The sequence below is a fragment of the Methyloversatilis sp. genome, from assembly GCF_051861465.1.
Lineage (GTDB): Bacteria > Pseudomonadota > Gammaproteobacteria > Burkholderiales > Rhodocyclaceae > Methyloversatilis.
Window position 1 is genome coordinate 204845 of sequence record NZ_JBHYCQ010000001.1, and the last position, 12546, is coordinate 217390.

Genomic DNA, 12546 nt, shown 5'->3' on the forward strand with positions numbered 1-12546 from the left:
AAATGAACAGGACTCAGCTGCAACGCCATCTCGACGAACTGCTGGATGCCGCGCGCTTCAAGGATTATTGCCCAAACGGACTGCAAGTGGAAGGCGCGTCCGAAGTGTCGAAAATCGTCTGCGGCGTCAGTGCCAGCCTGGCTCTGATCGATGCTGCGATCGAGCGCGGTGCGCAGGCGCTGCTGGTGCACCACGGCTGGTTCTGGCGCGGTGAGGATGGCCGGGTCACCGGCACCCGACGCGCCCGCATGGCGCGCGTGCTGGCGCATGACATCAATCTGCTGGCCTATCACCTGCCGCTGGATGCGCATCCCGAACTGGGCAACAACGCCCGACTCGGACGCCTGCTCGATTTCCGGCCGACCGCCACGACCGGAGAGCAGGGGCTGATCTGGCTGGGCGAACCTGAACATCCGGCCACGGCCGCCGAGTTGTGCATGCGTGTCGAGCGCGTCCTGGGCCGTACGCCCCTGCTGGTCGGCGATGCGCAGGTCGTCGTGCGTCGCGTCGCCTGGTGCACCGGTGCAGCGCAGGGATATTTCGAGCAGGCCATCGATGCCGGCGTCGATCTATTCATATCCGGAGAAATTTCCGAGCCGACCGCCCATCTCGCGCGCGAGTCCGGAGTGCCCTACATCGCTGCCGGTCATCATGCGACCGAGCGCTACGGCGTCATGGCGCTGGGCGCACATCTGGCCGAACGCTTCGGGCTGTCGGTCGAGTTCGTCGACATCGACAACCCGGCGTGATCCGGGCGCAGAGCCTTACAGCAGCGCCAGCCGCGACGTCTGGGTTTCGGTGATCGACGGGTTGGCGATCAGCCACTCGAGCATCGCCTTCAACAGCAGGATGTCGTCGATCACGCCGAGCGGGAAGCCGACGCGCGCGCCGGCGCGGTTGTCCCGCAGCAGCTCCGTCAGATAGTCCAGACAATCCTGATTCGGCCAACTGGCATTGATGCGCGCCATGATGTGTCCGAACTGCTCGACCGATTCCGACGTCGCAGGGCCGCTGAAGTGTTCCCAGTCAGGTACCTTGGCGTTGAATGCGCGATTCAGCTTGGGTGCCAGATCGTCGTATTCGCCGCGCCGGCCGCTCGAGTGGTAGAGATCGAGCAGCTTGAGCCAGGGGATGATCGATTCCTTCGGGTAGTCGCGAAGGAATTCGGACAAGGTCTGCGCCGCGCCCTCGGCACGACCGAAGGACATCATGATTTCGGCCAGTTCGAGCACATGTTCGTGTGAGGGAGGCGCTTCTTCATTCGCAGGTCGGGCACTCTGGTCGAAGCTCAGGACAGCGGGTGCGGTGGCGGTGATGCTGACCAGCCGCGGCCCGAGCGGTGCAGCACCGGTATCGGTTGCGCCAAGGCTGCTCGTCGAACCGGAGAAGCTTTCGAACTCGAGGTCGAGCCGCGCGGGCGTACCCGCCTCGTTTCCGTCGATCTGCCCCAGTTCGAAGTCAACCGTCGATGCATCGCCCGAAGCCGTTGCGTCTAAGCCAACGTCCGGCTGGGCGATGTGCAGGTCCTGGATGTTTTCGGCGGGTGCTTCGCCGGGAAAATGTTCGAACGACGTCGTTTCGGTTGCGCGTGCTGCGGGTCCGGCCGGATATTCGGGGGCCAATTGCCGCGGCAGCGACTGCGCCATCGTGTCCATGTCTTCCCGCGTGGCCGGCGTGTCCGCGGCCAGCGGCGGCAGGCTCTGGCTCATCATCATGCGGGTCACAGCCTCTTCGGCATGCCGGCTGCGCAAGGCCGCGGCGGCTGCGAGCTTGCGGGCGCGTCGGCGCCACATCCAGGCGCCGCCCAGTACTGATCCGGCCGCCAACGCGCCGAGCGCTGCGACCAGCCAGTTCACGCCGGTCGCCGCCGGGACATCCGGCACCGCATCGGGTGGCAGCTTGTTGATGACGCGTACCGGCTCGTTGGTCAGTCCGGGTGGCGGCGCGGCGACCACCTCCTGGCTTGACGAAGTGTCCACGGCGGTCGATTCGACCGCCGTGCTGTCGTCGGTGGGTGCCGCTTGCGTCAAGGCATCCGGTTCGAGCGGTGCGGCGGCAGGGGCTTCCGGCGTCACCTCAGGCCGGTCAGTGGCGGGCGTGGCGGCGGCCTGCACCGGCGGCAAGGCGGCGTCGATCGATGCTTCGGTCCGACCGAGCTGCTTCTGCAGTTCGGCCATGCGTGCCTCGAGTTGCTTGACCTTGTCCGCGATGGCGAGGTGGGTCGCGATCTGCTCGTCGAGCGCGGCGAGCAGCCGCTGCTCCGTGCGAAGCACCTCGCGCTGGGCTTCACTGGCCTCGGCGCGACGCGACAGGCCGCCCGACATTTTCAGTCCGTTTCCGGAATCGGCATTCGGTGCCACCCACAAGCGGTCGACAGTCGGCGCTTCCTTCTGGCGGCGCGGCTTGCGCTCGGCCTGCGGTTTCGGAGGTGCCGGCCGTTCATCGGCGACGGGTGAAGCCGGCGCATCGATCGGGGAGGTCGCCGGTCGGACCGGCGTTGCCGCGCGCCGCGGCGGAGCCACGGTGGGTGCCGCCGGCGCGACTGCCGCGGTCTCCTCGATCGGCGCGGCGCCGGACGGCTGCAGCAGCACCGCATACTCGCGTGCCAGTTCGAAGCCGCATCCGACACGTACCCCTACCATCAGGATGGGATCGTTGATGGCCTGGGTGCTGCTGATGAATACGGTGCGTCCCTGCGTGCGGATGCGGGCGCTCGACAGCCAGGGCAGATCGTCCGCCGCGGCCGTCGCCGGGGCGTCGATCGAAAAGCAGGTGCTGGCCGGAACGGCTTCGCCTTCGCCGAGTACGTTGATTTCGGCGCGGAACGGCTCGCCGATGACCGACTTGGTCCTGATGGCACCCAATCCGAGCGCGAGCGCATCCTGTGCGTGCAGACCCGCGGCGAGCAACGCGGCTGCCAGAAGTGTCGGACGCAAGTACTGAAGCGTGCGTGGATGTAGCGGACGTCGAGGGGTCACAAGGATCTCCGAACCTGCATTCGCCTGAGGATATTGATCGTTGTCAGTTCTTTCGGCCGCGAGAGGGGAAACTTTACTTTAATGGCGCACGCTGCCCGGAGCCGCGTCGTGCCAAGCGATGCCGTCACGGGCAAAATTGTGTGTCACGACAACCCTGCAGGAGCCGGCCATGCCGCTGATGCTGTTTCCGTTGCCTCAATCGACGCTTTCGGTGCTGGGTGAGCAGGCGCTTTTTCCGGTGCGACGCATCTATTGCGTCGGGCGCAATTACGCCGAGCACGCGCGGGAGATGGGGCATGACCCGGCGCTCGAGTCGCCGTTCTTCTTTTCCAAGCCGGCCGATGCAGTGGTGAACGGGCCCGCTGCGGTGGCCTATCCGCCGGCGACAACGGACCTGCAACATGAAGTGGAACTGGTGGTGGCGCTGCACGGGGTCGGCCGCAACCTGGACAGTGCGCAGGCGCGCGCCTGCATTTTCGGCTACGGCGTCGGGCTGGACCTGACCCGGCGCGATCTGCAGCGTGCCGCCCGCGACAAGGGGCAGCCGTGGGACATGGGCAAGGGCTTCGACCAGAGTGCGCCGGTGTCGCAGCTGGTACCGGCCACCGTATGCGGCCACCCGCGCGCGGGACAGATCGAATTGTCGGTCAACGGGCAGTTGCGTCAGCGGGGCGACCTGTCCGACATGATTCTGGATGTCGACACGCTGCTGGTCAGGCTTTCGCGGCTGGTCGAACTGCGCGCGGGCGATCTGCTGTTCACCGGCACGCCGGCAGGCGTTGCGGCACTGCAACCCGGCGACCGCATTGACGCACGCGTAGACGGTGTTGCCGAGCTCAGGGTGGATATTGCGCCGCCGCAAGATTGATCGGCGTTTTGCCGTTGCGAGGTTTCAGCGCAGCTTATGAGCTGTATAATTATGGATTATACGAGGCGGTGCGCACGCCGCCCCGTTGGATGGTGCGCCAACCGGCGCCCCGTGCCTGAAGGACCTGTCCGGTGGAACGCGCCGGGCAGGCATTCCAGCAACAGTGCGGACAACAAGGCGAGGAATACGCATGAAGATCCATGAGTATCAGGCGAAAGAGGTATTGCGCCGTTTCGGTGTAGTGACACCGCGGGGCGTGCCCTGCTTCGAAGCTGATCAGGCAGTGGCAGCGGCCGAGTCGCTGGGTGGCAAGGTATGGGTGGTCAAGGCGCAGATTCATGCCGGTGGCCGCGGCAAGGGCGGCGGCGTCAAGGTGGCCAAGTCGCTCGACGAAGTGCGTGATTTCGCGAAGCAGATCATGGGCATGCAACTGGTGACCCACCAGACCGGCCCGGAGTGGCAGAAAGTCCGCCGCCTTCTGATCGAGGAAGGCGCCGACATCAGGAAGGAATACTACGTCGCCGCGCTGACGGACCGCGCCACGCAGAAGGTGGCGCTGATGGCGTCCAGCGAAGGCGGCATGGACATCGAGGAAGTCGCCCACAATACGCCGGAGAAGATCATCAAGGTGTTCGTCGATCCGCTGGTCGGACTGACCGACGCGCAGGCGAAGGAACTGGCGGATGGCATCGGCGTCCCGGCGGCGTCGCAGGCCCAGGCCATGGATACCTTCAGGAAGCTGTACACGTGCTACATGGAAACCGACGCCTCGCTGGCCGAAATCAATCCGCTGATTCTCGAAGGCAACGGCAACATCAAGGCGCTGGACGCCAAGTTCAATTTCGATTCGAACGCCCTCTACCGTCACGAAGACATCGTGGCCTTCCGTGATCTGGACGAAGAAGATCCGGCGGAAATCGAGGCGTCGAAGTTCGATCTGTCCTACGTGTCGCTGGATGGCAACATCGGCTGCCTGGTCAATGGCGCCGGTCTGGCCATGGCCACGATGGACGTGATCAAGCTGTATGGCGCCGAGCCGGCCAACTTCCTCGACGTCGGCGGCGGCGCCACGACCGAGAAGGTGACCGAGGCGTTCAAGATCATGCTGCGCAACCCCAATGTGCGCGGCATCCTGGTCAATATCTTCGGCGGCATCATGCGCTGCGACACCATTGCGACCGGCGTGGTCGCCGCGGCGCGCGAAGTGCACCTGACCGTGCCGCTGGTCGTACGCATGAAAGGCACCAATGAAGATCTGGGCAAGCAGATCCTGAAGGATTCGGGTCTGCCCATCATTGCGGCCGACAGCATGGCGGATGCGGCACAGAAGATCGTGGCCGCCGTGGCCGGACACTGAGGGGAACACAACACATGTCGATTCTGATCAACAAGGACACCAAGGTCATCACCCAGGGCATCACCGGGAAGACCGGTCAGTTCCACACCCGCATGTGCCGCGACTACGCGAACGGCAAGAACTGCTTCGTCGCCGGCGTCAATCCCAAGAAGGCGGGCGAAGACTTCGAAGGCATTCCGATCCACGCCACCGTGGCGGAGGCCAAGGCAGCAACGGGCGCCACGGTGTCGGTGGTCTATGTGCCGCCTCCGGGCGCGGCGGCGGCGATCTGGGAAGCGGTCGAAGCCGACCTCGATCTGGTCATCTGCATCACCGAAGGGATTCCGGTGCGCGACATGCTGATGGTGCGCAACCGGATGAAGGCCAAGGAAGCCGCCGGCGGCAAGCGCACGCGACTGCTCGGGCCGAACTGCCCCGGCCTGATCACGCCGGACGAAATCAAGATCGGCATCATGCCGGGCCACATCCACAAGAAGGGCCGTATCGGCGTGGTCAGCCGCTCCGGCACGCTGACCTACGAAGCGGTCGGCCAGCTGAGCGAGATCGGCCTCGGCCAGTCGAGCGCAGTCGGCATCGGTGGTGACCCGATCAACGGCCTGAAGCACATCGAAGTGATGCAGCTCTTCAACGACGATCCGGATACCGACGCGGTCATCATGATCGGTGAAATCGGCGGTCCGGACGAAGCGGAAGCGGCCGAGTGGTGCAAGGCCAACATGAAGAAGCCCATCGTCGGTTTCATTGCCGGCGTCACGGCGCCGGCCGGCAAACGCATGGGCCACGCCGGCGCGCTGATTTCCGGCGGTGCCGACACGGCCGATGCCAAACTGGAAATCATGGAGGCGTGCGGCTTCACGGTGACGCGCAATCCGTCGGAGATGGGCAAGCTGCTCAAGGGGCTGCTCTGATTCCGGCGCACTGACCGCCCTACGTGACGAAGAAGGCCACCGCCCGGGCGGTGGCCTTTTCATTTGTGCTCGTCATGCGGCCGCACCGGTAGAATCCGCCCTTCCGCAATTCGAATGCAAGACCATCATGGATTTCAGTTCTCCCGAATTCTGGCTCGCTGTCGGTCAGATCATCATGATCGACATCCTGCTTGGCGGCGACAACGCGGTGGTGATCGCGCTCGCCTGCCGCAAGCTGCCGCCGGCGCAACGTCGACTGGGCATCATGTGGGGTACCGCAGGCGCCGTGGTGTTGCGCGTCGTGCTCATCATGTTTGCGCTGACGCTGCTCAAGCTGCCTTTCCTGAAGCTGATCGGCGCGCTGCTGCTGCTGTGGATCGGCATCAAGCTGCTGATGGCCGACGATGATGACGACCACGCGAACATCAAGCCCAGCGACAAGCTGTGGGCGGCAGTGAAGACCGTCATCGTGGCCGATTTCGTGATGAGCCTCGACAATGTGATCGCCATCGCCGGCGCGGCCGAAGGGGCCGGCGCAGAGCACCAGTTCGCACTGGTCGTATTCGGGCTGGTCGTTTCGATCCCGATCATCGTGTGGGGCAGCCAGATCGTGCTCGGACTGATGACCCGATACCCCATTATCATCACGCTCGGGGCGATGTTGCTGGGCTGGATCGCCGGCACCATGGCGGTGGGCGATCCGGCGATCACGCCTTATCTGCCGCTGATCGAGCCGTCCTCACCGACCGCGGCACCGGAAGCGATTGCCGCCGTGCGCTATGGCGCAGGCGTGGTCGGCGCGATCTTTGTGCTCGCGCTCGGCAAGATCCTCGGCGCGCGCAACAAGCCGGCCGACTACCCGATCCAGTAGTCAGCGATGGCGCTCTACCTCACCGAAAGCGACGTCCGTCAGGTGCTGACCCTGCAGGACGCGCTGTCGGCGGTGGAAGACGCGCACCGCTGGCACGCCACCGGCGAAGCCATCGACACGCCGCGCGCGCGCAGCCGCACCCCGACGTCGGCGCTGCACATGCTGCACGGCGCCGTGCTGCCGCTCGGCGTGATCGGCTACAAGAGCTACACGACCAGCCGCGAGGCGGCGCGCTTCTGGGTCCATCTGTTCGACGCCGCAACCGGCCGTGCGCTTGCGGTGCTGGAGGCCGACTACCTCGGCATGATGCGCACGGGCGCGACCGGCGGGCTGGCCGCCCGGCTGCTGTCGAATCCGGCGTCGAAAGTCGCTGGTGTGTTCGGCGCCGGCTGGCAGGCGCAAAGCCAGATCGCTGCGCTGTGCGCAGTGCGCGACATGGACGATATCCAGGTGTTCGCCCGCAAGCGCGACAAGCTCGACGCCTTCTGCACCGAACAGTCGGCACGGCTCGGCCGCAGGGTTCGTCCGGCCGCCAGTGCCGAGGAGATGGTGAAATCGGCGGACATCGTGGTGACCATCACCACCGCCAGCGAGCCGCTGTTCGACGGGCGCTGGCTCAAGCCCGGTGCGCACGTGACGGCCGCCGGTTCCAATGCGCTCATCCGTCGTGAAATCGACGAAACCGTCATCCGCCGCGCTGCCGTGGTCGTGGTCGACGCGCGCGCAACGGCGTTGCGCGAGTCCGGCGACCTGCTGCCGGCGCTCGAAAAAGGGCGCCTGGCCGAGTACGGGATGGTCGAACTGGGCGAGTTGCTGAACGGCATGCGGCCGGGGCGCCTGGCGGATGACCAGATCACGCTGTTCGAATCGCAGGGCATGGCGATCCAGGACCTCACGCTGGCAACGCGCCTGCTCGAAAAGGCCAGGGTGGCTGGCCTGGGCCGCGAGCTGCCGTACTGATGTCCCGTGCAATGTGATGATTTGAATGCGCGCAGCGTGATATTCCACCGCGCAGGGTGAAGCCCCGTTTGACGGAGTTGAGGCTGAACTGCAAGAATATGTGACAGATGACTGTTTTCTCGCGAGACTTGGGTTTGGCGAAAAAATCAGGTAGGTCACACAACAACGAGCAGGTCACCGGCCTCCAGCAGTCAGGAAGCCACAATTTTTCGGGGGTGAGCGTGGCCAAAGCCGCTGTATGGAAGACGGATTGGTTCCTGGGCGTCATCATCAGCCTGCTGTTCCTTTTCTCCACCCAGTCCGATCTGATCCAGAGCCTCGAACGCAAGGCCTACGACATCGGTGTCGCAGCGACCGACCGTACCCCCAGTCCTCGCATTGCCATCATCGCGATCGATCAGCAGAGCATCGACAACATCGGCCGCTGGCCGTGGCCGCGTGACGTGCATGCCCGCATGATCGACAAGCTGGCGCAGGCACAGGCCAAGGTGGTCGGTACGACGATCTTTTTCGCCGAGCCGCAGCTCGATCCGGGTCTCGTCTATGTAAACAGGTTGCTTGCACTGGAGCAGCAGGCGCGTGACCAGATCGAGATCGCGGTGGCTGCCGAACCCGTTGTCGAAGGTGAGGTGGCTGTTGATCCGCCCGTGCAGGCCGTCAATCCGCTGGACGCCTTCAGTGCCACCCTGCGCGAAGCCGAAGCGGCGCTGAACACCGACCGGCAACTCGCCGACAGCATGAAGAGGGCGGGCAATGTCGCGCTGCCGATGCTGTTCCTCGATGGCGAACCGCAGGGCCGCCCCGACAAGCCGCTGCCCGAATTCGTACGCGCCACCGCGCTGACCAACGTGACTGGTTCAGAGCCGCTGCCGCCGTTGACGCTGGATGTGTCGGCCGGCGTCATCGAACAGCTGGGTACGGTGGCTGCAGCGGTGGGCCACCTGAATCCGTCGATTGATCGCGACGGCGGCCTGCGCCTGCATCCGCTGGTGATGACCCATTTCGACCAGTTCTACCCGTCGCTGCCGCTGCTGATTGCGGCAAAAAGCCTGAATCTCGGCGTCGCGGACATCCAGGTCACGTTGGGCGAGTCGGTGTCGCTGGCCCGTCTCAACGTGGCCACCGACCCGAGTCTGGGCATGTACAGCTTTTACTACCGCGGCGAAGGTGGCAAGCCGGCGTTTCCGGTCGATTCCTTCTTCGACGTCATGAGCGGCAAGATTCCGCTCGACAAGTACCGCGACCGCATCGTGCTGATCGGCCAGACCGCGCCGGGCATCGGCAATTTCTACGCCACCCCGGTGTCGCCCGCGATGTCGTCTGTCGAGGTGATGGCGCACGGCCTGTCCAGCATCCTGCAGGAACACTTCTTCGTGTCGCCACCGTGGTCGGTGGCGGCCGAGTTCGGCGTGTTCCTGCTGGTGGCGCTCTACCTGATCGTGCTGCTGCCGCGCTTGAAGGCCGGTCTGGGTGCCGGTGTCACGGCTGCCATCTTCATTGCACTGCTGGCGACCCACTTCGTGCTGATGACCAGCCAGCTCGTCTGGCTGCAGCTCATGCTGCCGGCTGCGTTGCTGCTGGTCGGCCATTTGCTGCTGACCACCAAGCGCTTCCTGGTGACCGAGCGCGGCAAGGTGAAGTCCGATGAACAGTCGGCCGAGTCGAACCGCATGCTGGCACTGGCCTTCCAGGGCCAGGGACAGCTCGACATGGCATGGGACAAGTTCCGTCAGGTCCCGCTGTCCGACGCCGTGATGGAAAACCTCTACAACCTGGCGCTCGACTTCGAGCGCAAGCGCCAGTTCAACAAGGCCGAGAGCGTGTTCCGCCATATGGCCGAATTCAACCCGAAGTTCCGCGATCTGGAAACACGGGTGAAGCGCGCCAAGGCGATGTCTGAAACCGTCATGCTCGGCGGTGGCAGCGGTGGCCGTACGAATACCAGCATCCTCGAGGACGGCACGGTCGAGAAGCCCATGCTCGGGCGCTACCAGGTCGAGAAGGAACTGGGCAAGGGCGCCATGGGCGTCGTCTATCTCGGGCGCGATCCGAAGATCAACCGTGTCGTCGCCATCAAGACGATGGCACTTTCGCAGGAGTTCGACGAGGAAGAGCTGGCCGATGTGAAGGAACGCTTCTTCCGCGAAGCCGAAACCGCCGGGCGCCTGAACCACCCGAACATCGTCACCATCTTCGACGCCGGTGAAGAGCACGATCTCGCCTACATCGCGATGGAGTTCCTGAAGGGACGTGACCTGGTGCCGCAGACCAAGCCGGGTCAGCTGCTGCCGCTGCCGAAGGTGATGGACGTCGTGGCGCGCGTGGCCGAGGCGCTTGCCTACGCGCACGGCAACCAGGTCGTGCATCGCGACGTGAAGCCCGCCAACATCATGTACGAAGCCGAGTCCGATCAGGTCAAGGTGACCGACTTCGGCATCGCGCGCATCACCGATTCGTCACGCACCAAGACCGGCATGGTGCTCGGTACGCCGTCCTACATGTCGCCCGAGCAGCTGGCGGGCAAGAAGATCGATGGCCGCTCCGACCTGTTCTCGCTCGGTGTCATGCTGTTCCAGATGGTGTGCGGCAAGCTGCCTTTCGAAGGCGATTCCATGGCGCAGTTGATGTTTCGCATTGCGAACGAAGCACATCCGGACATCCGTGACATCCGTCCTGACGTTCCGGATTGCCTGTCCGCCATCATCGACCGTGCGCTCGCCAAGGACGTCGATGCGCGCTATCAGTCGGGTGGAGACATGGCGGCCGACCTGCGTACCTGCGCCGGCAACCTGACACAATCCATCACCCAAGTTGATTTCGATATCTGACATGACACAGTCCGCATGCCCACACCACCTGCTGTCCCCGGAGGGGATGTGTCCGTGTATCTGCTTGTGCGGGCGGTACTGACATGACCCGGGATCTCGGTCAGGCGCTGCAGATGGTCAGTCGCACCCATTCCGGCATGGTGCGCACCCACAATGAAGACGCGGTGTTCACGCAGCCCGGTGTCGGCCTCGCGATACTGGCCGACGGCATGGGCGGCTACAACGCCGGTGAGGTGGCAAGCGGCATGGCGACCGCAGTCATCGGTTCGGAGCTTGCGCAGGGCCTGCAGGAAGCGAAACACGGCGTGTCACACCTGCTGGAATCGGTCATCGGCCGCGCCAACAACGCGATCTATCAGGCGGCCGAGAGCCAGCCGCAGTATTCGGGCATGGGCACGACCCTGGTCATGGCCGTTTTCCGCGACAATCACATATCCGTCGCGCATATCGGCGATTCGCGCATGTACCGCCTGCGCGACGGCGCCTTCGAGTGCGTCACGCGTGATCACTCGCTGTTGCAGGAGCAAATCGACAGCGGCATGATTACGGAAGAAGACGCGCGTCGTTCCCAGAACAAGAACCTCGTGACGCGCGCGCTGGGCGTAGACCCGGAAGTCGAGCCCGAAATACACACCTACGACGTGGTTCCCGGAGACGTTTACCTGTTCTGTTCCGACGGACTGAACGACATGGTCGAGAACGACGATATCGCGCTGACGCTTCAGGCCTTGTCCGCCAACCTCGATCTGGCGGCCGAACAGCTGGTACAGATGGCGAACGACAATGGCGGACGCGACAATGTGTCGGTGATACTGGTCAGGGTGCTGCAGGCCTTTCCTGCCACCGAACGCGGCTGGCTTGCGCGCCTGCTTGCATGGTTGAAGTAAAGGGACTGGAAAATGGCAAAACTGATACTCAGCATGGATGGACTGGTCCTCAAGGAGTTGCCGCTCGCGAAGGAGCGCACCACCATTGGGCGCAAACCGCACAACGACATCCAGATCGACAATCTTGCGATCAGCGGAGAGCATGCGGTCATCGTCACCATCCTCAACGATTCCTTCCTTGAGGACATGAACAGCACGAACGGCACCTATGTGAACGGGCAGCCGATCAAGAAGCACTTCCTGCAGAACAACGACGTGGTCGAGCTCGGCAAGTACCGGCTCAAGTACATCAACGAAACGCCGACTGTCGCGCAGTCGCCGGATTTCGAGAAAACCATGGTGTTGCGTCCGGACATGATGCGCAAGGCGCCGGCCGATGCACCGCCTGCGCCCGCACCGGTGCGTGCCCAGACCGATACGCAGACCGGTTTCCGTCCGGGTCAGTCGATGCCGGCCGGTTCGTCGCTCGGCGGCTCCGGCCTGCCGCCGCCGCCGCCTCCGCTGGCACCTCCGCCGCCGCCGCCGGCCGCGAGCGTCAATCAGGTCGGTGCGATCCAGATTCTCAACGGCGCCAACGCCGGGCGCGAACTTGAATTGACGAAGACGCTGACCACGCTTGGCAAACCGGGACTGCAGGTTGCCGTCATCACACGCCGTCCGCAGGGGTATTTCATCACCCATGTCGAAGGCGCGAACATGCCGGTCGTCAATGGTCGCCAGCTCGATGCCCAGGCGCACCCGCTCGAGGATCACGACGTGATCGAAATTGCCGGTGTGAAGATGGAGTTCTTCATCAAGCGCTGACGACGCCCGATCCGAGCCTGTCATGCTGCCGCGTCCGGCGCCTGCCGTCCGCCGCCCCCCAGGGCTTGTGCCGGATGAGGCGCGG

General features: G+C 64.4%; 10 protein-coding genes. 9 read left to right on the forward strand and 1 reads right to left on the reverse strand.

Translation table 11 applies throughout. From position 1 onward, the window contains the following. The first annotated feature begins 2 nt into the window (after window positions 1-2). Window positions 3-749, forward strand: a complete 747-nt coding sequence (locus ACTIFF_RS00930; RefSeq protein WP_439535129.1) for a Nif3-like dinuclear metal center hexameric protein — start codon at window positions 3-5, stop codon at window positions 747-749. 15 nt (window positions 750-764) lie between these two features. Here the strand turns inward: ACTIFF_RS00930 and ACTIFF_RS00935 are convergent, their stop codons facing one another. Then, complete coding sequence (locus tag ACTIFF_RS00935; protein WP_439535130.1) at window positions 765-2936, reverse strand: type IV pilus assembly protein FimV; 2172 nt, start codon at window positions 2934-2936, stop codon at window positions 765-767. A 211-nt stretch (window positions 2937-3147) separates the two neighbouring features. Here ACTIFF_RS00935 and ACTIFF_RS00940 point away from each other — a divergent pair, with 211 nt between their 5' ends. The 8 genes from ACTIFF_RS00940 (at window position 3148) to ACTIFF_RS00975 (ending at window position 12461) form a co-directional block, all read left to right on the forward strand. After that, window positions 3148-3846: a fumarylacetoacetate hydrolase family protein gene (locus ACTIFF_RS00940; protein ID WP_439535131.1), complete on the forward strand. Its 699-nt coding sequence runs from the start codon at window positions 3148-3150 to the stop codon at window positions 3844-3846. Window positions 3847-4036: 190 nt separating this feature from the next. Next, window positions 4037-5203 (forward strand): ADP-forming succinate--CoA ligase subunit beta, encoded by a 1167-nt coding sequence (sucC, locus tag ACTIFF_RS00945; RefSeq protein ID WP_439535132.1) that lies wholly within the window; start codon window positions 4037-4039, stop codon window positions 5201-5203. A gap of 14 nt (window positions 5204-5217) precedes the next feature. Continuing rightward, entirely contained in the window at window positions 5218-6111 is an 894-nt protein-coding gene (sucD, locus tag ACTIFF_RS00950; RefSeq protein ID WP_069039450.1) for a succinate--CoA ligase subunit alpha, read from the forward strand. Window positions 6112-6238: 127 nt separating this feature from the next. After that, complete coding sequence (locus ACTIFF_RS00955) at window positions 6239-6982, forward strand: TerC family protein (RefSeq protein ID WP_439535133.1); 744 nt, start codon at window positions 6239-6241, stop codon at window positions 6980-6982. 6 nt (window positions 6983-6988) lie between these two features. After that, complete coding sequence (locus ACTIFF_RS00960) at window positions 6989-7942, forward strand: ornithine cyclodeaminase family protein (protein WP_439535134.1); 954 nt, start codon at window positions 6989-6991, stop codon at window positions 7940-7942. A 221-nt stretch (window positions 7943-8163) separates the two neighbouring features. After that, entirely contained in the window at window positions 8164-10770 is a 2607-nt protein-coding gene (locus ACTIFF_RS00965) for a CHASE2 domain-containing serine/threonine-protein kinase (protein WP_439535135.1), read from the forward strand. Between the two features lie 113 nt (window positions 10771-10883). Beyond that, window positions 10884-11657: a Stp1/IreP family PP2C-type Ser/Thr phosphatase gene (locus ACTIFF_RS00970; RefSeq protein ID WP_439535360.1), complete on the forward strand. Its 774-nt coding sequence runs from the start codon at window positions 10884-10886 to the stop codon at window positions 11655-11657. Window positions 11658-11669: 12 nt separating this feature from the next. Then, a complete protein-coding gene (locus ACTIFF_RS00975) occupies window positions 11670-12461 on the forward strand; it encodes an FHA domain-containing protein (protein WP_439535136.1) in 792 nt (263 codons plus the stop codon). Window positions 12462-12546 lie beyond the last annotated feature (85 nt).